The sequence below is a fragment of the Roseateles sp. So40a genome, assembly GCF_048081605.1.
GTDB lineage: Bacteria > Pseudomonadota > Gammaproteobacteria > Burkholderiales > Burkholderiaceae_C > Roseateles.
In genome coordinates this window covers 5315637-5336602 of record NZ_CP182288.1, presented here as the reverse complement: position 1 = coordinate 5336602, position 20966 = coordinate 5315637, and the positions used below count along the sequence as shown (strand labels likewise).

Annotated in this window: 21 protein-coding genes; 15 read left to right on the top strand and 6 right to left on the bottom strand. The window is 67.8% G+C overall.

Going from position 1 to position 20966, the window contains the following annotated elements; all coding sequences use genetic code 11:
* Nucleotides 1-120: 120 nt before the first annotated feature.
* The gene (locus tag ACNI65_RS24340) at nt 121-549 is read right to left on the bottom strand and encodes a hypothetical protein (RefSeq protein WP_416760012.1); all 429 of its coding nucleotides are present in this window, start codon (nt 547-549) and stop codon (nt 121-123) included.
* 370 nt (nt 550-919) lie between these two features.
* On the opposite strand from ACNI65_RS24340, the gene ACNI65_RS24335 reads away from it, so the two are divergent.
* From ACNI65_RS24335 to ACNI65_RS24315, 5 genes are all read left to right on the top strand, one after another.
* Nucleotides 920-1549 carry a PEP-CTERM sorting domain-containing protein gene (locus ACNI65_RS24335; RefSeq protein ID WP_416760011.1) on the top strand — a complete coding sequence of 210 codons (630 nt, stop codon included), beginning with the start codon at nt 920-922 and terminating at the stop codon, nt 1547-1549.
* A 10-nt stretch (nt 1550-1559) separates the two neighbouring features.
* Nucleotides 1560-3749: a phosphocholine-specific phospholipase C gene (locus ACNI65_RS24330; RefSeq protein WP_416760010.1), complete on the top strand. Its 2190-nt coding sequence runs from the start codon at nt 1560-1562 to the stop codon at nt 3747-3749.
* Nucleotides 3750-3820: 71 nt separating this feature from the next.
* The gene (locus ACNI65_RS24325) at nt 3821-4699 is read left to right on the top strand and encodes a hypothetical protein (protein ID WP_416760008.1); all 879 of its coding nucleotides are present in this window, start codon (nt 3821-3823) and stop codon (nt 4697-4699) included.
* Between the two features lie 37 nt (nt 4700-4736).
* Nucleotides 4737-6173, top strand: a complete 1437-nt coding sequence (locus tag ACNI65_RS24320; protein ID WP_416760007.1) for a chloride channel protein — start codon at nt 4737-4739, stop codon at nt 6171-6173.
* A gap of 125 nt (nt 6174-6298) precedes the next feature.
* The gene (locus ACNI65_RS24315; protein ID WP_416763698.1) at nt 6299-6457 is read left to right on the top strand and encodes a zinc-binding dehydrogenase; all 159 of its coding nucleotides are present in this window, start codon (nt 6299-6301) and stop codon (nt 6455-6457) included.
* A gap of 146 nt (nt 6458-6603) precedes the next feature.
* On the opposite strand, the gene ACNI65_RS24310 is transcribed toward ACNI65_RS24315, so the two are convergent.
* Nucleotides 6604-7233, bottom strand: coding sequence for a TetR/AcrR family transcriptional regulator (locus ACNI65_RS24310; protein WP_416760006.1), 630 nt, complete (start codon nt 7231-7233; stop codon nt 6604-6606).
* Nucleotides 7234-7407: 174 nt separating this feature from the next.
* On the opposite strand from ACNI65_RS24310, the gene ACNI65_RS24305 reads away from it, so the two are divergent.
* From ACNI65_RS24305 to ACNI65_RS24270, 8 genes are all read left to right on the top strand, one after another.
* Nucleotides 7408-8196, top strand: coding sequence for an SDR family NAD(P)-dependent oxidoreductase (locus tag ACNI65_RS24305; protein ID WP_416760005.1), 789 nt, complete (start codon nt 7408-7410; stop codon nt 8194-8196).
* 33 nt (nt 8197-8229) lie between these two features.
* Nucleotides 8230-9201 (top strand): alpha/beta fold hydrolase, encoded by a 972-nt coding sequence (locus ACNI65_RS24300; protein WP_416760004.1) that lies wholly within the window; start codon nt 8230-8232, stop codon nt 9199-9201.
* Between the two features lie 289 nt (nt 9202-9490).
* Nucleotides 9491-10492, top strand: a complete 1002-nt coding sequence (locus tag ACNI65_RS24295; RefSeq protein ID WP_416760002.1) for an NADP-dependent oxidoreductase — start codon at nt 9491-9493, stop codon at nt 10490-10492.
* Nucleotides 10493-10559: 67 nt separating this feature from the next.
* Complete coding sequence (locus ACNI65_RS24290) at nt 10560-11636, top strand: alkene reductase (RefSeq protein WP_416760001.1); 1077 nt, start codon at nt 10560-10562, stop codon at nt 11634-11636.
* A gap of 316 nt (nt 11637-11952) precedes the next feature.
* Nucleotides 11953-12192, top strand: coding sequence for a hypothetical protein (locus ACNI65_RS24285; RefSeq protein WP_416759999.1), 240 nt, complete (start codon nt 11953-11955; stop codon nt 12190-12192).
* 139 nt (nt 12193-12331) lie between these two features.
* Nucleotides 12332-12733, top strand: coding sequence for a GntR family transcriptional regulator (locus ACNI65_RS24280; protein WP_416759997.1), 402 nt, complete (start codon nt 12332-12334; stop codon nt 12731-12733).
* On the top strand, nt 12730-13650 hold the full coding sequence (locus tag ACNI65_RS24275) for an ABC transporter ATP-binding protein (RefSeq protein WP_416759996.1): 921 nt from the start codon (nt 12730-12732) through the stop codon (nt 13648-13650). The genes ACNI65_RS24280 and ACNI65_RS24275 overlap by 4 nt, the downstream gene beginning before the upstream one ends.
* A complete protein-coding gene (locus ACNI65_RS24270; RefSeq protein ID WP_416759995.1) occupies nt 13647-15164 on the top strand; it encodes a hypothetical protein in 1518 nt (505 codons plus the stop codon). The genes ACNI65_RS24275 and ACNI65_RS24270 overlap by 4 nt, the downstream gene beginning before the upstream one ends.
* A 43-nt stretch (nt 15165-15207) precedes the next feature.
* On the opposite strand, the gene ACNI65_RS24265 is transcribed toward ACNI65_RS24270, so the two are convergent.
* Nucleotides 15208-15735, bottom strand: a complete 528-nt coding sequence (locus ACNI65_RS24265; RefSeq protein ID WP_416763697.1) for a flavin reductase family protein — start codon at nt 15733-15735, stop codon at nt 15208-15210.
* Nucleotides 15736-15770: 35 nt separating this feature from the next.
* On the opposite strand from ACNI65_RS24265, the gene ACNI65_RS24260 reads away from it, so the two are divergent.
* Together ACNI65_RS24260 and ACNI65_RS24255 are read left to right on the top strand one after the other, a co-directional pair.
* On the top strand, nt 15771-16754 hold the full coding sequence (locus tag ACNI65_RS24260; RefSeq protein ID WP_416759993.1) for a M48 family metallopeptidase: 984 nt from the start codon (nt 15771-15773) through the stop codon (nt 16752-16754).
* A 113-nt stretch (nt 16755-16867) separates the two neighbouring features.
* The gene (locus tag ACNI65_RS24255) at nt 16868-18475 is read left to right on the top strand and encodes an ATP-binding protein (protein ID WP_416759991.1); all 1608 of its coding nucleotides are present in this window, start codon (nt 16868-16870) and stop codon (nt 18473-18475) included.
* A gap of 17 nt (nt 18476-18492) precedes the next feature.
* Here ACNI65_RS24255 and ACNI65_RS24250 read toward each other — a convergent pair whose 3' ends face one another.
* Genes ACNI65_RS24250 through ACNI65_RS24240 form a run of 3 tightly spaced genes read right to left on the bottom strand, consistent with a single transcriptional unit; the run spans nt 18493 to nt 20962 of the window.
* Nucleotides 18493-19140, bottom strand: coding sequence for an MBL fold metallo-hydrolase (locus ACNI65_RS24250; protein WP_416759990.1), 648 nt, complete (start codon nt 19138-19140; stop codon nt 18493-18495).
* Nucleotides 19141-19153: 13 nt separating this feature from the next.
* Nucleotides 19154-20419 (bottom strand): type II toxin-antitoxin system HipA family toxin YjjJ, encoded by a 1266-nt coding sequence (gene yjjJ, locus ACNI65_RS24245; RefSeq protein ID WP_416763696.1) that lies wholly within the window; start codon nt 20417-20419, stop codon nt 19154-19156.
* An 18-nt stretch (nt 20420-20437) separates the two neighbouring features.
* On the bottom strand, nt 20438-20962 hold the full coding sequence (locus tag ACNI65_RS24240) for a hypothetical protein (protein ID WP_416759989.1): 525 nt from the start codon (nt 20960-20962) through the stop codon (nt 20438-20440).
* Nucleotides 20963-20966: the final 4 nt, after the last annotated feature.

The following is a 20966-nucleotide window of genomic DNA, read 5'->3' as shown; positions in this document are numbered from 1 at the left end:
GGCGCGACTGATCGCTGTTCGGCGCCAAACCTCGATGTCACGGTCCATCGAACGCGCGATGTCGAGGAACTCCTGGCTGCTGATGCCCATGTCCATCTCCTTTGAAGCGATCCGGATCGATCACCCCATCGAACGACCGCAGAAGTTCACCATGAAGAAACCTTTGAGCAGGTCCTGGTCAGAGAGACGCGACAGGAATCGCTCGTCCCATACCAGCGACTGTTCTGGTGTCATGTCGAGGGGAACTACATAGACGGCACCAGCCGCCACGTCCTCGACACAGGTGATGTCCAACCAAGGGGGGCCCGCGAGCCGCAGCGAGTGACGACGCGCGAATCGCGCTGCGCGCCGCAGGATCAATGCGGGATAGTCGACCGACGCTTCGTGAAAACGCAGCACCTGCTGCAACATTCCCGGGACACTTTCCCAGGGCCCGTCCTCGCATTCCGCCTCGAGATTGGCGTCGGCCATCGCGCCGAAGATCGACTTGAGAAATCGCATCGCCATCGACAGGTCCTCGAGACTGGCTTGTTGTTCGTGCATTTGCATGTTCAGCTCCAACGTGTCGGGCATGACAACCCGGAAAGCCTTCAGTCTCAATCTCAGACGGTCGCCTGTCTTTCCTCCAAACTGCGGAATCCAGAGGGCCCCTGATCGGGGGAAGTCAGTCCCCCCACGCATCCTTGCCACACCCACGAAACCATGACGCGCCCGCGTCGGTTTCGCGACACGCCCCCGCTTCCAGGGACGGCACCCGCGCGAGCAATTCACGCGCCCGGCTTCGACATCGACCGTTCACCGGACTGTCACCCCGGGCTCCGAACATGCGCCGCGTTTCCCTGCGTCCTCGCTTCGACAAAACCTGACCCCATCAGCGTCGGCGCGGCACTTCCTTCCGCAGATTCCTGGAGCTCCCCTCATGCGCAAGCCCTTCGCCCGCAACTTCCACCGCGTCGTCCAACGCGTCTTCCAACGCGCCTGCCTGCCACTGCTGCTGGCCGTGGCCGCCCCCTTCGCCTCGGCCACCGTCGTCACCTTCGACGACCTGACCGACGACGGCCTGGTCCCGGCCCACTACGCCGGCCTCGACTGGTCCGCCAGCTCCTGGTTCCAGTTCTCCGGCGAGCAGTCGCCCTACACCGCCCACTCCGGCGACCGCCGTGCCACGCTCGGCTTCGACGGCAGCAGCGCCACCAGCGCCATCGGCTTCCTGACGCCCAGCACCTTCCAGGGCGCGTGGTTCGCGGGCTTCGACGGCGTCAACGTCGCCATCGACCTCTACTTCGGCGGCTCGCTCGTCGCCTCGACCACCACGCTCGGCCTGAGCGACAGCCCGACCTTCCTGTCCAGCGGCTACGCGGGCCTGGTCGACCGCCTGGTCTTCCGCAGCAACGATCCCGCCTTCTTCGTGATGGACGACCTGACCTTCAGCTCCGCCGTGCCCGAACCCGCCTCCGGCGCGCTCGCGTTGGGCGGCCTGGCCGTCGCCGCGCTGGTGATCCGCCGCCGCAAGGCCTCGTCCGCCACGCCGTCGTCCACCGCCGTCTGAGGAGCCCGCCATGACGCAAGACCACACCCCGCGCCGCCAGTTCCTGCGCGCCGTTGCCGGCGCGGCCGGCGCCACCGCCGCGATGACCAGCTTCCCGCCGGCCATCGCCCGCGCGCTGTCCATCCGCGCCAACGTGCGCACCGGCACCATCCGCGACGTCGAGCACATCGTGATCCTCACGCAGGAGAACCGCTCCTTCGACCACTACTTCGGCACGCTCAACGGCGTGCGCGGCTTCGGCGATCCCTTCCCCGCACCGGTGGCCGACTCGGCCAACGTCAAGGGCCGCTCGGTCTGGGTCCAGCCCACCGTCAACAACGCCGCGCCCGGTGCCATCGCGCCCTTCCACCTGAACACCGCGCAGAACTTCGCCTTCATGCGCGTCAGCGGCACGCCGCACTCGTGGACCGACGCGCAGGCCGCCTGGGACCACGGCCGCATGAACAACTGGCCCAAGGCCAAGCAGAACCATTCCATGGGCCACTTCAAGGCCCAGGACCTGCCGTTCCAGTTCGCGCTGGCCAACGCGTTCACGCTCTGCGACGCCTATCACTGCGCCACGCAGACCGGCACCAACACCAACCGTCTGTTCCTGTGGACCGGCACCAACGACCCGCTGCGCCTGGGCAACGGACCGTCCACCGACAACAGCCACGACTGGTTCAACGCCAACCCGCTGGACGACTACACCTGGACCACCTACCCCGAGCGCCTGCAATCAGCGGGCATCAGCTGGCAGGTCTACCAGAACATGGCGGACAACTTCACCGACAACTCGCTTGCCGGCTTCAAGGTGTTCCGCGACGGCTGGTACAACCGCCCGGGCTACTCGCAGGTGCTCAAGGATCGCGGCATCTCCACGCGTGACCTCGACCTGCTGCGCAACGATGTCGTCAACAACCGCCTGCCGCAGGTGTCGTGGATCGTCGCGACCGCCGAGGGCTCCGAGCATCCCGGTCCGTCGAGCCCCGCGCAGGGCGCGGACTACACGGCCAAGGTGCTGGACGCGCTGACCGCCAATCCCGAGGTGTGGGCCAAGACCGTCCTGTTCATCAACTTCGACGAGAACGACGGCTTCTTCGACCACATGCCGCCGCCGGCCGCGCCGTCCTATCTGAGCTGGAACGCCGACCCGGCGCAGGCCACGCTCGCGGGCGGCTCCACCGTCGCCACGACGGGCGAGCACTGCGAGATCCTCAACGGCGCCTCGCCGACCTACCTGCACCGTCCGTACGGCATGGGTCCGCGCGTGCCGATGTATGTCGTGTCGCCGTGGAGCAAGGGCGGCTGGGTCAACTCCCAGGTGGCGGACCACACCTCGGTGCTGCGTTTCATCGAGGCGCGTTTCGGCGTGATGGAGCCCAACATCGGCCCGTGGCGCCGCGCGGTCGCGGGCGATCTGAGCTCGTGCTTCAACTTCGCCGATCCCGAGGACAGCGAGTTCTTCTCCAAGCTGCCCAACACCGTCGCGCTGGCCAACAAGGCGCGCGCGCTGCCCGGCACGACGACGCCGCCGATCCCGGGCGCGCTGCAGCTGCCCTCGCAGGACACCGGCGTGCGGCCCGCCCGCCCGCTACCCTACGACCTGCAGGCGACGAGCACCGTGACGCCCGGCGCCGGTCCGAACGGGACGACGGTGGCGGTCAGCTTCCAGAACACGGGCGCGGCCGCCGCGGTCTTCCATGTCTACGACCGCACGCGCCTGACGGAGATCCCGCGTCGCTACACGGTCGAGGCCGGCAAGCAGCTCAGTGGCAGCTTCGCGCCGCAGTCCACGGGCGCGTATGACCTGTGGATCCTCGGCCCCAACGGCTTCCATCGTCACCTGACGGGCAACGCGCGCCGACCCGCCGCGGCGGGTCAGCCCAACCCGGACGTCGTCGCCCGGCACGCGCCGTCGACCGGCGAGCTGGTGCTGACGCTGGTGAACACCGGCCCGGTCGCGGCGAGCTTCACCGTGTCGCACAACAAGTACCAGTCCGTCGCGGCTCGCACGGTCAACGTGCCGGCGCGCAGCAGCAGCGAGGTCCGCGTCGGCGTGGCGATCGCGGCGCATTGGTACGACGTGTCGGTGCGCGTGACGGGGCAGGCGGACTACCTGCGCCGCTTCGCCGGCCACATCGAGACCGGCGCCCCGTCGATCAGCGATCCGGCGATGGAAGGCGTGGCCAAGGCGGACCAGTACCGCGTGCAGGGCTGATAACGCGGGGGCAAGAGGCGGGAGCGCCTCTTGCCCAAACGGGACCTCCCCATGACTTCACGGAGGTCCTCATGCCCGACATGCGTCTTCGTCGACTCCAACAACGACAGACCTTCCTGGCCGGATTGGCGCTCGCCCTGAGCGTCGCCCCGGCGTTCGCGCAGACCGGCGGCGTGCCGCGCGACGCGGCCGGCTTCACCGAGTACGTCGCCACGCAACTTCGCCCGCAACTGGGCGGTGAGACGGTGGTGGTTCGCGAGCCTTTGGTCATCGGCATCGCCAGCCAACGCACCCGCATCGACAAGCTCTACGCGGGCTGCGAGTCCAATCGCAGCAATTGCGCCGACGACGTGAACGCGTTCGTGAAGACCACCGCGCAGCAGTTCCGCGCGGGCACGATCCCGGCCAAGCGCGAGTCGCTGCGGCTGGTGGTGCGCACGGCCGCGTCGGTGCAGCAGGCGCAGCGCGACATGGGCGGCGATGCGTCGACCTTCCGCCCGCGCGCGTTCGTCGGCCCGCTGGTGACGGTGCCGGTCTTCGACACGATGCGCGCGTCGCGCCTGATCGCCGAGCAGGACTACAAGACGCTGGGGCTGTCGGTGGATCAGACGCGCGAGACCGCGCGCAAGAACACCTATGACGCGCTGCCGCAGGTGCTGCAGACCGCCAAGCCGGTGCCCGCGGGCGAGGTCGGCAAGATGGACGGCGCGGTGCCCCAGCCCAGCCGCCTGATCTTCATCGACGACTGGAAGCCCCTGGCGGATGCGCAAGGCGGCAAGCTGATCGTGGCGGTGCCCGCGAACGACACGGTGCTGTACGTCGGCGACGACGACGCGGCCACGCTCGACGCGCTGCGCGCGCAGGTGCGCGAGATCATGGGCAAGTCCGCCACGCCGCTGTCGGACGTGCTGCTGCGCTGGTCTCCGTCGGGGTGGGTGCCGCTGAACTGATCGCGAGGGTCCGGGACACGCGCGGGATACTCGCGCCATGACCGAAGAGCCGCCGCGTCCGTCCCGCTCCCCCGATCCCGACCGACCCGCCGAGCCACCACCCTCGGCCGCCCATCCGCACGCGGAGCCCGACTTCCTCGCCGCCGTGCGGGAGGACCTGACCGATTGGCGGCAGTGGCTGGCGCGCACGGTGGTGCTGTCCTTCGCGGTCGCCGCGGGCCTGGCCGTCGTGCTCTTCACCTGGGTCAGCGATGTGGCGATCAACGGATTCGCGGCGCTCAGGGCCTGGTCACCCTGGGCACCACTGATCTGGACGCCTTGCTGCACGGCCGCCCTCGTCTGGATCACCCGGCGGTTCGCGCCAGGCGCCGCCGGATCGGGGATCCCCCAGGTGATGGCCGCGCTGTCGCCCCGCGTCGGACCCGCGCATCAGGGCTTGTTCGTGTCGCTCAAGCTCAGCGTGTCCAAGCTGCTCCTGGTCTCGGGCGGACTGCTGGGCGGACTGGCCATCGGCCGCGAGGGCCCGTCCGTGCAGATCGCCGCCGGGGTGATGCAGCACGCGCAGCGCTGGCTCCCGAAACGCTCACCGCTGAACCACGACGGTCTCCTGGTCGCCGGGGGCGCGGCCGGGATCGCCGCCGCCTTCAACGCGCCGCTGGCCGGCGTCATGTTCGCCATCGAGGAGCTGACCCGGAAGATCGAACAGCGCAGCAGCGGCCTGATCATCGCCGCCATCGTGCTTTCGGGCCTGATGGCGGTTTCGGTCTTCGGCAACGCGAGCTACTTCGGCCGCCTGCGCGTCGACCAGCTGACCTGGAGCCATCTGCTCCCGGGACTGCTGACCGCGCTCGGGTGCGGGCTGCTGGGCGGCGTGTTCTCGCGCTTGCTGCAACGCAGCCTGCTCGGTGGGAACGATCGATTCAGCCGACTGCGCGCCAGGTACCCGGTCCGGTTTGCCTTCTCCTGCGGCGTGGCCATCGCCGTGATCGGATTGGTCAGTCAGGGCGCCACCGACGGCAGCGGCTACGAGTACACCCGGCGCCTGGTCGAGGGCCACCTCGACCTGCCCGTGCTCTACGTCACCCTGCGCATCATCGCGACCTGGCTGGCCGTCTGGTCCGGCGTTCCTGGCGGCATCTTTGCCCCGTCGCTGGCCATTGGCGCGGGCATCGGCAGCGACATCGCGCAGTTGACCCATACGACCGAAGGCGCCGCCGTCATGATCGCCATCGGCATGACCGCGTTCCTGGCTGCCGTGACGCAAGCCCCCGTCACCGCCTTCATCATCGTCATGGAGATGGTCGACGGCCACTCGATGGTGCTCAGCCTCATGGCCGCGGCGCTGCTGGCCAGCGTGGTGTCCCGCTGGATCAGCATCCCGATCTACCACCGGCTGGCCCAGGCCCAGCTCGCCCGGCTGCCTGATCCGAACCCGGACGGCGCGAGAGCCCTGTCGAAAACCGTTCATCTCTGAACTGACCCTGTCGGGGGCCAGTCCAGCGGCGAGACCGCGCTCGTTGATCCTTGGCGGCTCACATCAATGAATCACTCGGTGAGCGGCTGCTATATCTGCGTCTATTGGCCGATGCCGAGTTGCTCATGGCAACGGTAAGCGAGTTGGTAGGCCTCGTCTCGGAGGGGAAGGTGAAGATTCAGGTCGGCACCGTGCTTTCCCTCTCACGGCCGGCCGAGGCGCATCGCCTATTGGAAGGCCGCAGGACGACCCGCAAGGCTTTGCTTCAGCCCTGGGCTGACTAAAACATTCGCATGTCCGCAGATACGGAGAACTGACTCCGGCTCGCTCGGGCCGGAAGGTGCTACCTCGCTCCGGCGGTCCGGGCCTCTGCTCTAGAGATCAACAAGTCCGGATCGGCACCTACACCCGGATCCTCCGCGCCTCCCGGTCAAGTCTCTCCAAGCTCACGACTAGTTTCGGGGAGGTGCAGCTCAGCTTCCGGCGGCAAGGCCAGCGACGCCAAAATCGCTTTTCGTGCAGCCGTCAGAAACTCCTCTGCGAGCGACGAATCGTCCGGGCAAGCCCGAGACATGACGATCGCTCCCACCGCGTGAGAGAGCACGGCCAGCACCCTGGCTCGCGTCTCGCTCGCGTCTGCTGACTCGGCGCCAACGCCGTCGCAGCGACTCAACGCCGTCACCAGGTTCTCAATGCCCGCCGCAAAGGCGGCTCGGACCGAGTCGGGCTGACGGGCCGCATCTCCACCCAAAGCGGCCATCGTGCAGCCGGTGCCACGATGGTCGCGATGCTCGCGAGACAGGTACTGCCTCACGAACTCGGCCGGTGATATGCCATCCGCGGTCAGCGCCACTGTCTGGGCGATGCCACAAGCCGCCGATTCGGCAATCAGGTCGGTTTTGGAGCCGAACTGCTTGTAGAAGCCGCCGTGCGTGAAGCCGGCGGCGGCCATCAAGTCGGCCACACCTACCCCGTCATAGCCGCGCTCACGAAACAGCTCGGAAGCTGTCTCCACCACATGCGCCCGATTCGCCTGCGCCTGCGCCTTGGTGATCCTCATCGATGGCCTGCCTTGGTCTCTCACGTGTTGGGCAGCATTCTATATTGATGACGAACATCATTAAAGTGTTGACATGTTGGATTATGACCGTCATCATTGATGGACCGGAACCGCATTCCGCCTGTCGTTCGAACTCATCGGACAAACGGCAGGCGCCACTCAGGACCCACAAACATGACCACCCTCCCATCCGCCCTCATCACCGGCGCATCCAGCGGCATTGGTGCAACCTACGCCGAGCGCTTCGCACAGCGCGGACATGACTTGGTTCTCGTCGCTCGCGACGAACGCCGGCTCGACGCACTGGCCGCCCGCCTGCTCAAGACCCACAACGTGAAGATTGAGGTGCTGCGGGCAGATCTCACGCAGCAAAGTGACCTGGCAGCCGTAGAAGCCCGCTTGCGCGATGACCCGCGGATCGGCGTGCTGATCAACAACGCGGGCATGGCGCAGTCCGGCGGATTCGTCCAGCAAGGCGCGCAAGACATCGAGCGGCTTATCACGCTCAACGTCACGGCCTTGACTCGGCTGGCTGCAGCGATCGCTCCGCGCCTGGTTCAGGCCGGCGCAGGTGCCATCGTGAACATCGGCTCGGTCGTGGGCTTGGCACCCGAGTTCGGCATGACGGTGTATGGCGCGACCAAGGCTTTTGTCCTGTTCTTGTCGCAGGGACTGAACCTTGAGCTCTCGCCCAAGGGCATCTATGTCCAGGCTGTGCTACCGGCGGCCACCCGCACCGAGATCTGGGAGCGCGCCGGCATTGACGTCAACACCCTCTCCGAAGTGATGGACGTCAACGAACTGGTCGATGCCGCACTAGTCGGCTACGACCGCAGGGAACTCGTCACGATTCCGCCGCTCCATGTGGCCGAGCGCTGGGACGCACTGGACGGCGCGCGCCAGGGCCTGCTTTCTGACATTCGACAGGCGCACGCCGCCGACCGTTACCGCGCCCAAGCCTGAGCTTCCCTGGTCCATGCCCCTCGGAACCTTGTCATGTCGAACCCATCCATCAAATCGACCTTTTACGCGCTGGCGCTGGCCGGCATCCTGGCGGCTTCCAGCGCATGGGCAGCCAATGCCACCGCCACCGCTGCCGGTGACGCCCGGAACCCTGCGCAGCAATCGCTGCCGGTGACGTGGAAGAACGTGCGGACCCAAAGCGTCGCTGCGGGCGACGTGACGTTCTCCTACCGTGAACTGGGGCAGCAGAACGGCGGCACGCCCGTGATCTTGCTGGCACACCTGGCCGCCGTGCTGGACAACTGGGATCCGCGCGTCGTGGACGGGTTGGCCGCCAAACATCACGTGATCGCGTTCGACAACCGGGGCGTGGGCTCTTCTACTGGCAAGCCGGCCGACACCATCGAGCAGATGGCCGATGACGCGATCAGATTCATCAGGGCCAAAGGGTTCAAGCAGGTCGACTTGTTCGGCTTCTCCATGGGCGGCATGATCTCCCAGGAGATCGTGCTCAAAGAGCCCCAGCTGGTTCGCAGAATGATCCTGGCGGGCACGGGCCCCGCAGGCGGCGACGGCATCAGCGCGGTGGCAGGTGTCGCAAATCAGGACCTGATCCGTGCCAAGCTCACCGGTCAGGATCCCAAGCAGTACCTGTTCTTCACGCGCAGCCCTAACGGCATTGAAGCCGGCAAGGCCTTCCTGGGGCGCCTTCAGGAACGCACCGACGACCGTGATGCCGAGATCGCCATCTGGACCTATGTGTCGCAACTGCAGGCACTGAGCGCCTGGGGGCAGAAGCGTCCTGCCGACCTGTCGGTGATCAAGCAGCCGGTGCTGGTGGTCAATGGAGATGACGACCGGATGGTGCCCGCCCGCAATTCCTTGGACTTGGCGAAGCGCCTACCGAACGCGCAGTTGGTCATCTACCCGGACGCCGGCCACGGCGGCATCTTCCAGTACCACAAGGACTTCGTGCCCAAGGCACTGGCCTTCCTGTCCGACTGAGTCCAGAGGCAGCCTGAGCGACAGACACTACACCACGCTCCCCGCTTCATCGCCGCTCGGCCCTCCACGCCGCGCAGTTCCAATCCCAGCAGCGCTTCCTCCGCCACGGAGTTCAGTTACTCGGCGAATGACGTCCGGTGACACCCCGCTCATCAAACCGCCTGTCTCTTGAAGATTGCATCAACGAATCTTGCAGCAAGCGCCCAAAACGCGCTCAGCGTGAACGCGATGGCAAGCTCACGCGAAAAACGGCCCCTACCCTGGCATCCCCAGGAACAAGGAAGAAAGCATGAAAGCGCTCACCTTCAAACGCTACGGCAAGTCCCCCGACATCGGGTTCGCCAACATCGACCGCCCAACGTTGCAACCAGACGAACTGCTGGTCCAGGTGCACGCGGCGGGCGTGAACCCCATTGACAACATGGTCCCGGTCGGCACGTTCAAGCCCGTCCTGCATTTCAAGCTGCCGGCCGTCCTCGGCAGCGACTTGGCCGGCGTAGTGATCGAGGTTGGCAGCCGCGTGACCCGCTTCAAGCCGGGTGACGAGATCTACGCCAGTCTCTTCGACCTGGGCAAGGGATCCATTGCAGAGTTCGCCGCTGTACCAGAGAGCGCAGCCGCGCTGAAGCCGACCAACTTGGACTTTGTGCAGGCCGCCTCGATCCCGATGGTCGCGCTGACGTCCTGGCAGGCGCTGAAGGAGCGCATCAGCCTGCGCCGCGGTCAGAAGCTGTTCATCCCCGCAGGCTCTGGCGGCATCGGCACGTTTGCGATCCAGTTGGCTCACGAACTCGGCGCCAAAGTGGGAACGACTGTCAGCACGGGCAATGTCGAACTTGTCAGCGGCCTGGGTGCCGATGAAATCGTGGACTACAAAAAGCAGGAATTCGACCAGGTTCTGCGCGGCTACGACGCCGTGCTGGGCACGGTGCGCGGCGATGCCATCGAGAAGTCGCTGAACATCCTGAAACCGGGCGGGCGGGTTGTTTCTCTCATTGGCCCGTTGGACGCGGCCTTTGCTGAAGCAAAGAAGCTGAACTTCCTCCTGAAGTTCGTGTTCGGCATGATGAGCCGCAAGATCCGGAAGCTGGCCACGAAAAAGGGCATCAGCTACGCCTTCCACTTTGTGCGGCCTGATGGGCGGCAGCTTGCAGAAATCGGATCGCTGCTCGAGTCGGGGCGCATCCGACCGGTCATCGACAAAGTGTTCCCGTTCGACCAAGCCAAGGAAGCCCTGGACTACCTCGCGCTCGGTCGCGCCAAGGGCAAGGTCGTCATCAAGATCAAGTGACGAGGCTTCCTCGCTGCCCGCTCGCACTCTATTCACCCGCCGTTTCAGGCTCACAAACAGTCAGACCATGCTCCTCCAACCTTTCACCTCCTCGTCGCTTCAACTCGCCAACCGCGTCGTCATGGCCCCGATGACGCGCAGCCGCGCGGTCGATGCCAACACGCCCAACGAGCTGATGGCCGAGTACTACGGCCAGCGTGCCACGGCCGGACTGATCATCACCGAGGGCACATCGCCGTCGCCCAACGGTCTCGGCTATGCGCGCATCCCCGGACTGTTCAGTGAAGCGCATGTGCGCGGCTGGAAGTCTGTCGTTGAAGAGATTCATGCCAAGGGTGGCAAGGTCTTCGTGCAGCTCATGCACACCGGCCGCGTCAGCCATGCGGCCAACCTGCCTGCAGGAGCCGAGGTCCTTGGCCCCATGGCCGAAGTCTGTCCCGGGGAGATGTACACCGATGTGCAGGGCATGCAGCCGCACAGCGCAGCTCGCGCGATGTCCGCAGCCGACATCGCTCACGCTGTCGGTGAATACGCAAAGGCCGCGCAACTCGCCATCGACGCAGGCTTCGACGGCGTCGAGCTACACGCGGCCAATGGCTATTTGATCGAACAGTTCCTTAATGCGAACGTGAACCGCCGCACGGACGGCTACGGCGAAGGCATCGAGGGCCGCAATCGCTTTGCGGTCGAGGTCGCTCGCGCAACTGCGGCAGCGATCGGTGCGCAGCGTGTCGGCATCCGTCTCTCGCCCTACGGCGTTTTCAACAGCACAGGGCCCTTCGCTGATGTCGACGCGCAGTACTTGGCACTGACACAGCAGTTGTCGGAACTCGGCCTCGTCTACATGCACGTGCTGGACCACTCGGCCATGGGCGCGCCGGCCGTTCCCGCCGAACTCAAGGCAGGCATGCGCTCTTCATTCAAGGGCCTCTTCATTCTGGCGGGCGGCTACGACAAGACCAGCGCAGAAAGCGCGCTCCAAGCTGACCACGCGGACCTGATCGCATTCGCTCGCCCCTTCATCGCCAACCCCGACCTGGTCAAGCGCATGCGGGCCGGCGCTACTTTGAATGCCCCAGACCCGACGACCTTCTACACGCCAGGGTCGCTGGGCTACACCGACTACCCCACCCAAACGGCCTGAGCCAAGAATGCAACGAGGCGATCCTGGATTGGAGGATCACAGCGTGCGACCGCTTCCGAGAACTGCAGCCGTTCGGCGTGGCATCTGATGCAGATCCCGTTGAAGTCGCGGGCCCAGCTATCCCGAACTAGCAACTGAATCCGGGCTTAGACGCTTTTCAGCAGGGGTTGCTGTCTCCTCCCGATGGCATAGCACCCAAGAGTACGTGGCTGCACCCCTAGGGTCCGGCCGAGGGCGAAGTAGGCGACTGTGAGGCCTGCCTGCCGGAAGGCTTGCTGCGACCTCGCGCGCCTCGGTGCGTCCTAGACACGCCCTTATGACGCTTGACCTCGCTGCCCGGCAGGTGCAGGCGTGCCTGGGCGCCGGCCCGGTTCAGCTGCGCCAGGTCCAGCAGCTGCGCCGGCGCCGTAGCGGCGTCGATGAGCTGGAGCGCGCCAGGCGGCGCGCGGTCGATCTGGCCAGCCCTCGAGCTGGTCGAGGGGGCTGTGGTCGCTTCAGCGGCCCGCTAGGCGCGTGGATCTGCGCTGGCTGGGACCAGTGCCTGCGATCGAGCTGAGGGCCATTGACCAGCAACCCTGACGCCTTCGGGTGGCGCCACCATCCTCCGTTCCGGCTCCCCCTTGACGTCCTCCGCCTGGCTGTATTACTGTACTGATACACGCCGACGATGACCGCTCGGCGCCACTCGCCGCACGATGGACTCCGACCTGCTTTTCAGCATCAACCCCGGCTCCCCCGAGCCGATCTACCGCCAGCTGGTGGAGCAGCTGCGCCGGCGCGTGGCCAGCGGCCAGCTGGTCGCCGGGCAGGAGATCCCCTCGGTGCGGGAACTGGCGCAGGCCCTGGCGGTCAATCCGATGACGGTCTCCAAGGCCTTCGGGCTGATGGAGGCCGAAGGCCTGGTCGAGCGCCGCCGCGGCCTGCCCATGGTGGTGGCCGCGCAGCACCAGCGCGCGATGAGGACACGGGGCCGCGTCGAGCTGTTGCGGCCGGTACTGGAGAAGGCGGCCGCCGAGGCTCGCCAGTTGGAACTGCCGCCCGAACAGGTCTTGTCCCTGTTCAAGGCGCTGCTCGAGGACACGGGAGAGACGCGATGAACCAGACGATCACGATCGGCCAGGCGCCGGCCATGGTGGACGACGCCCTCGGGGCGCCGCCCGTTCGGGCGACCGGCCTGCGGGTCGATTTCAAGGACCAGCCCGGCGTGATCGCCGGCCTCGATTGGACGCTCGCCGCCGGTCAGGTCGTCGGCCTGCTCGGCCGCAACGGCGCGGGCAAGACCACGCTGCTCGAGACCCTGCTCGGCCTGCGCGAACCGCAGGCCGGCGAGGTCCGCCTCTTCGGCCAGTCCGCGCTCACGCCCGACGACGCGCTGCGCGAGCGCCTGGGCTACGTGCCCCAGCACGCGGCGCTGTTCGAGGACTTCGTCGTCGGCGACCTGCTGCGCTACTTCCGCAGCTTCTATCCCCGATGGAGCGACGCCAAGGTCGACGGCCTGATGTCGCGCTGGGACATCCCGCGCGATCGACGCATCTCGAAGCTCTCGCAAGGCCAGCAGCAACGCCTGTCCATCGTGCGCGCGCTGGCCCACGAACCCGACCTGCTCGTGCTCGATGAGCCCGTGGCCAGCCTCGACCCCGCCGGTCGCCGCGACTTCCTGCGCGAGCTCGTCGACCAGGTGATCGATCGCGGCACGACCGTCGTGTTCTCGACGCACATCCTGTCCGACCTCGAGCGCGTAGCCTTCAACATCGCCTTCCTCAGCCGCGGCCGCATCGCGCTGCAAGCCCCGCAGGATGTGCTGTCGGACGAGGTCCGCCTGCTCGCCGGCCCGGCCGCGCGCCTGCAGGCCACGGTGGACGCCTTCAGCGGCCAGGTGCTGAGCCGGCGTGAGCTCGGCGATCAGGCTCGCTGGCTGGCCCGCTTCCCCGATGGCCGGCTGCCGCAGGGCGATGCCACGCTGCGCTGCGAAGCGCTCAATCTCGAGGACCTCTTCCTGGAGCTGACGCAATGAGCGCCGCGTCGCCCCGCCCGGGCCTGCCCGGGCTGCCGCGATCACCCGGACTGCCCGGTGTCGGCGGCCACATGGCGGTGCTGCGGACGACGGGACGCAAGGTGGGCCGCGTCTGGTGGCTGGCGCTGCCGGTGCTCGCCCTGACCGCGTTGGCGACGACCAGCGCGCGTCCCGATGCAGTGGCCGGGACCTTCTGCGTGTCCGCCGCGATCGCGCTCTTCCTGACCTGGTGGGCCGCCGGCAGCGCGCTCATGGGCTTGAACGATCCGATCTCCGCGCACCTGATGCCGGGGCAGCTGCGCCGCCTGCGCGAGTGCGCCGTCAGCGTGTTCCTGGCCCTGGCGGTGGCGATCGGCGCGCTGATGGGCCTGGCTTTCGGACACACGCTGGTGTTCATCATGGTCGCCGCGGTCGGCATGCTGGCCTTCGCCGCCTGCCTGCGCTGGCCGATGCTGTGGATCCCGTTCTGGGTGCTGCCCTGGCTGGTGATGCCGCCGCTGCGCGATCAGCCGCTGACGCTGTCGCTGCTGGACATGCTGTGGGCCTGGCATCAGCGCCAGCCGCTCACGCAGACCTCCGCGATCCTGCTCGCGTGCGCGGCGGGACTCTGGCAGCTCTTCCAGGCCGGCGGCGCGACGCATGACCGCTCCTGGCGCCAGGCGCAGCGCATGCGTCAGGTGATGTCCCTGCATGGCGGCGCGAAGGCGCCGTCGCCGACGGGCCCGTGGGCGCCGCTCACGCGCCTGTTCCAGTGGGGGCATCCGCTGTGGCGCGAGCACCTGCTGCGCACGGCGCGCCCCACCGCCGCGAGCGTCACCGCGCGCGCCGATCTCGCCGTGTTGCGCGGCCTGCACTGGTCGGCCACCGGGTCGACGACGGCCCTGCTGTTCGCCATGTTCCTGCTGGCGGAATTCGCGCTGATCGCGATCTGGCCGGAGAAGGCGGGCCGGGTGATCCGCTCGGCAATGCCGGGGCTGTCCATCGGCCTGATCAGCGCAATGCTGAGCCCGCTGTTCGGCCTGGCGTCGACGCTTCATCAGACGCGGCGCGAACAGGCGCTGCTCACACTGGTGCCGGGACTGCCGCGCGGCGAGGCCATGAACAGCCGCCTGGCGATGCGCTGGATGCGGCACTTCGTGCTGGCGTGGTGCGCGGGCGTGCTCATGATCCTGCTGATGGCGGCGCTGGCGCCGGGGGTCACGAGTCCCTTCGGAACGCCGGACCATCCGATGCTGGGCCTGCACTTCGCCGCCGCGGCGCTGCCCGCGGGGCTGCTGGTCTGGCGCGACTGGTCACGGCAGTCGCCGCCCACCGGCGCGCGCGTGGCGATGCTGACCTTCAGCGTGCTGATCGGCATGGGCGCGTGCGTCGCCGCGACCAACTTCTGGGGGTTCTCGCCGATCTGGCTGGTGGCGGGCTCCGCGGCCTTGACCGCCCTCGTCACGGCGTGGCGCTGGCACGCGATGCGCCGCCTGCCGGCCTTCTGGCCCGTGGGGCGGCACGCCGGTGAATGAGCGGATGCGGGAATGAGCGGCTGAGCGGCGGCTCAGCGTCCGCTCAGATCGGCAGCTCGGTGTAGTAGCGGCCGCCGTGGAAGATCAGCGGCTGGGCGTGCTCGGCGCGGGAGCAGGCCTCGACCTCGCCGACGAAGATGACGTGGTCGCCTTCCTCGTACTGGCTGCGGTTGGCGCATTCGAAGACGGCCGCGCAGCCTTCCAGCACCGGCGCGCCGCCGCAGCCCTCGCGGAACTTCACGCCGGCGAAGCGGTCGATGTCGCGCGTGGCGAAGCGCTGCGCGAGCTCCTTCTGATCCGCGGCCAGGATGTTGATCGCGTAATGCGAGCCGCGGCTGAACACCGGCATCGATCCGGCGCGGCGCGCCAGGCTCCACAGCACCAGCGGCGGCGTCAGCGACACGGAATTGAACGAATTGGCCGTCAGACCGACCAGCGTGCCGTCCTCGGCGCGAGCGGTGACGATGGTGACGCCGGTGGCGAACATGCCCAGCGCGGCGCGGAACTCCTGGGGGTCGAGCGGCGAGGTGGCACAGGCCGGGGACGGCGTGATCAAGGGCGGCTGGGACATGATGGGGGCCATTGTCGCCTCCCTAGAATGCCGCCATGGCTGATGCTGATTTCTCCCTCGATGCCGACATCCACCTGCCGTCGGCGCCCACGTATGGATTCGGTCGCTGCGACTGCAGGAGCTGCGGTCCCGCTGACGCTGACCGCGCGCCGCGACAACCCGCGCGGCGGCTGTTCACCGGGCTGCTGGCCGCCGGAGGACTTGGCGCGCTGACGCCGGCCTGGGCCCAGCAACAGCAGCCCGCGCGCGAGGGCGTCGATGTCGGCCGCACCAGCCGGTTCACCAGGTTCGTCTCGGCCGAACAGATCGAGGCGGCCGCCCAGCAGCAGTACACGCAGATGCTCAGGCAGGCCCAGGCGAAGAATGCGCTGGCCGGTCCCAACGAACCTCAGCTCCTCCGCCTGCGCGCGATCGCGCAGCGCATCGTGCCCTTCGCCGAATCCTGGAACCCGCGCGCACGCCAATGGCGCTGGGAGGTGAACCTGATCGCCAGTCGCGAGCTCAACGCCTTCTGCATGCCGGGCGGCAAGATCGCGTTCTATTACGGGATCCTCCAGCAGCTGCAGCTCAGCGACGACGAGGTCGCGATGATCATGGGCCACGAGATGGCCCATGCGCTGCGGGAACACGCCCGGGAGCGCATCGGCAAGGACATGGCCAAGAACGGCCTGATCGAGCTCGGCGCCGCCGTGTTCGGGCTGGGCAATGTCGGACGGGGCATCGCGCAGATCGGTGGGCAGCTGGCCTCGCTGAGCTTCGGCCGCGAGGACGAGAGCGAGGCGGACCTCGTGGGGATGGAGCTCGCGGCCCGCGCCGGCTACGACCCGCGGGCCGGCATCTCGCTGTGGGAGAAGATGGGCCGCGCCAGCAAGGGCGCGCCGCCGCAGTTCCTGTCGACGCACCCGTCAGGACCGACGCGGATCAAGGACATCGAGCGCACGCTGCCCCAGGTGCAAGGCCTGTACGCCCGCGCGCCCAAGCCGGCGCAGCGCTTCCAGCCGCCCGCCGCGAAGTCCTGATCGGGCCGGGAATCCCGTGTCCATCGGGCCTCCCACGAGTTAGGTGTCTGGCACATTGATTGCCGAGGCGTCCGATGAGGTCCACACTGGCGCCTCGTCCACCAGGGGGCGTCATGACACGCAAGGACTCCGCGCACGGGCCGGGTGCATCCTCCGCACCTGCCGCACCCGATGAAGGCGTCGCGCACGTCGGCGCGGCGCTGGACTACGTCACCGACGCGGTGATCCTGCTCGCGTACGACTGGAAGATCGAGTTCGTGAACGTCGCCTTCGAACGCGCGAGCGGGCGCTCCCGCGAGGCGGTGCTCGGCCGCGACTTCTGGGCCACGCTGCCCGGCGTGATGGGCGCCCGCTTCGATGTCGAGGCCCGCGCCGCGATGCAGTCGCGCACGGCCCACATCTACGAGGAATTCAACGCCCGCATGGGCAAGTGGTTCGAGTGCCGCTCCTTTCCCTGCGAGCACGGCCTGGTGGTGCTGTTCATCGACATCACGACGCGCAAGGCCGATGAGCTGACCCGGGTGGATCTCGAGGAGAAGCTGATGCGCATCCAGCGGATGGAATCGCTGGGCACGCTGGCGGGCGGCGTCGCGCACGACTTCAACAACATCCTCGCGGCGATCCTGGGGCACGCGGGGATGATGCTCGACGAATTGCCGGCGACGTCGCCGCTGCGCGGTCACATGCAGCAGATCAAGCGGGCGGGTGATCGCGCGCGGGACATCGTGCAGCGCATCCTGGCCTACGCGCGGGGCAGTTCGCACGAACTGGCTCAGCACCGGCTGCGCCCGCTGGTCGAGGACAGCATCGGCCTGCTGCGATCGACGCTGCCGGCCACGGTGCGGCTCACGGTGGATCTGCACGACGACAGCGTGGCGACGGTGGACCCGGCGGAGGTGCAGCAGGTGGTGATGAACCTGTGCACGAACGCGTGGCAGGCGATGCCGGGCGGTCACGGCCAGCTGACCATCGCGCTGCGCGAGGTGCAGTTCGATGTGCCGCATGCGTTCACCATCGGCCGGGTGGCGCCGACGCGCTACGCGGAGCTGAGCGTGCGCGACGACGGACACGGCATGGGCGAGGACGTGATCCAGCGCCTGTTCGAGCCCTTCTTCTCGACCAAGCCGCGGGGGCAGGGCACGGGGCTGGGGCTGCACATCGTCAACGGCATCGTGCACGCGCACGGCGGCGCGATCGATGTGCAGTCGCGGCCCGGCATGGGCACGCTGTTCGCGATCTACCTGCCGGTGACGGCCGGCGAGGGGGCGCCGCTGGACACGGCGGCGCTGACCAAGGTGGCCGAGCCGGGCGAGGGCGAACACGTCGTGTACGTGGACGACGACCCGATCGTGCTGCTGATGGTGGAGGCGCTGCTGAAGAAGGCGGGCTACGACGTCCGGACCTATGCCGAGCCGACCGAGTGCCTCGGCGACGTGGAGCAGGGCCGCGCGCCGATGCAGTTGCTGATCACCGACTTCAACATGCCCGGCATGAACGGGCTGGAGCTGGCGCTCGCGGTCCGGGCGGCGCTGCCGCGAGTGCCGGTGATCATCACCACCGGCTATATCGGCGACGAGCTGACCGACGCGGCCGATCGCATGGGCGGGGTGGCGGTGCTGCAGAAGGAGCGCAGTTTCGAGGAGCTGGTGGAGCTGACCGCGCTGGCGCTGCGCGGATTTCCGGAGTCGCGCTTCCTGGACACGGGGCTGTCGCCCTTGTGAGCGGGGATGAGCGGGGCTCAGCCCCAGCGGCCACCGACGAAGGGATTCGTGCGGCGCTCCTCGCCGAAGCTGCTCTCGGGGCCGTGGCCGGGGATGAAGACGGTGTCGTCGCCCATCGGCCAGAGGCGCTCGTTGATCGAGCGGATCAGGGTGTCGTGATCGCCACCGGGGAAGTCGGTGCGGCCGATGCTGCCGGCGAAGAGCACGTCGCCGACGAAGCAGCGCTGCGCCGATGCCGAGTGGAAGACGACGTGACCGGGCGTGTGGCCGGGGCAGTGGCGGACCTGCAGCGTTTCGTGGCCGATCTGGACGGTGTCGCCGTCCTCGAGCCAGCGGGTAGGGGTGAACATCTCCGCGGGCGTGAAGCCGAACATCGCGGCCTGCTGCGGCAGCGCGGTGATCCAGAACTGGTCGCCCTGATGCGGCCCGACGATGGGCAGGTCACGAGTGCGGGCAAGTTCGCCGACGCCGCCGGCATGGTCGATGTGCGCGTGGGTGAGCCAGATGGCCTTGAGCGTCAGGCCCAGGCGCTCGACCTCGGCGAGCAGCCGCGGGACTTCACCGCCCGGATCGATGACGGCGGCCTCACGCGTGGCGTCGCACCAGACGATCGAGCAGTTCTGGTGGAAAGGGGTGACGGGGACGGTTTGGTAGCGCAGGGGCATGGGGACAAGCGGTTCATGCGCGGTGATCGGCGATGGGCGGATTGTCCAACGTCAGACGATGCGCGCGAGCCTCGCAGAGCTGGCGGAATTCATGGCTCAGACGCGCATCCTCGGCGGCGGTCCGCCAGAAGCAGCGTGCGGCGGCCTCGACGCGCTGGATCGTGGCATCTGTCGCTGCCTCATCCTGCCCCGCGCTCAGGCTGACCGATCGCTCGACAGGCAGCGAGCCATCGCGACGCGGCGCCAGCCCCATCGGCAGCATGTCGTAGATCGGCGCGAGCTCGAACGCCGCGTGTCCATCGCGCTGGATCGGACGGAAGGACAGATTGCCGTCGTGCATGTCGTTGTTGGCGATCAGGCGGCCGAAATGCCAGACCTGCTCGATGACCGACTGATCGCCCTCGCTCAGCCAGCCCCGGTCGACCAGCGGCCTCACGGCCTGATGCCAGGGCTGGCCCGCGGTGCCGATGAAGGTCGCATTGAGCGCGAACCACGACACCACCGGGGACCGGCCGACCGCCCCGTGGCGATCGAAGCGATCGATCTCGAGGAAGGTCCGACCGCCATGGACATGAATCCGGGACGTCGCGGCGGGAATGCGGAGCTGCTCGACCAGCACGCGCGAGGCCAGGTGCTCGCAGACCAGCAGATCGGCCCAGCGGCGAGTCGCTGGCGAGTCGTCATCGGCGGTGAACTTCACCAGCACGTGACGCAGCGAGCCATCCGGCATCCGGCGCATCGTCGTGAACTTGGGGAACTCGCCGCCGGCGGAGGATCCCGGCAAGCCATCTGTCAGGACGAGACGGGCCAGCGAGGGAAACGCGGCGGGGACGTCGTCATCGCTGATCCCCGGCGGGGTCTGGCCGGCGTTGAAGAGGCGCAGGTGCTCCAGCCATTGCGCGCAGGCACGCTCACCGACGAGCAGGTCGCCCGGCGTGTCGCTGCCCAGCAGCGAGATCGCATGCAGCGCGTCGTCGTCGGACCACTGGTGGGGATCGGTGCTGACCTGCAGCACCGGGGCGTAGAAGCGCGCGAAGTAGCGCCCGAGAAAGCCCTGTGGGCGCATGTCCTGCAGCGGGTAGGGCAGGCCCTCGAAGCGGCCCTCGCGCATGGCGGCATCGAGCGGCCAGCCGAAGGGGGCGAGAAAGTCCATCTCGACCCCGTCGGGATGCAGCAAGCGCATGTCTGCGATCCGATGCGGCTGACCTTGCCGATCGACACGCCAGAGCGGCAGGGGTGCGACGGAGCCTCGCAGGGGTCGGAAGGCTGTGCTCGGCATCATCCGTGACTCCGTCATTCACGCCGCCGCGAGATCCGCGAACGACGCGAACTTCATGTCGTAGCGGTTCCGCGCAAGCGTGGCCTTGAACTCGTCCGCCTCGGACACGCTGATCAGCTCGGCCTGGATGCATCGCTTGATCAGCTCCTCGGTCCGAAGGAGTCGATGTCGTCCCAGAAGCTCGTGGGCGATGCGCCCCGCGTTCCCCTTCTCGTCGGTCGCCACGGACTGGCCGCGCACGCATGCAATCGCAATGCAGGCGGCCTCGCCCGATTCGATCCGCTTGAGCAAGCTGCTGTAGAGCGCGGATATCTCCACATCCGAGGCCTCGCAAGGATGAAGCTCGCCCGCTTCAAGCGCCGCCGCCAGTGCTGCCGCCTGAGCCTCCCAGGTCACTTCGTCCATCACCTGTTGGGGAACCTCGAAGCGCAGTTCTGGCACCCGACCAAGCAACCCGAGCTGTTCGATGCGAAGGAAATTGATCAGCACGTTGGTGTCCGTGACGACAACCCCAGGGGACAGGCGAAAGGTCTTGGCGGTCATCACG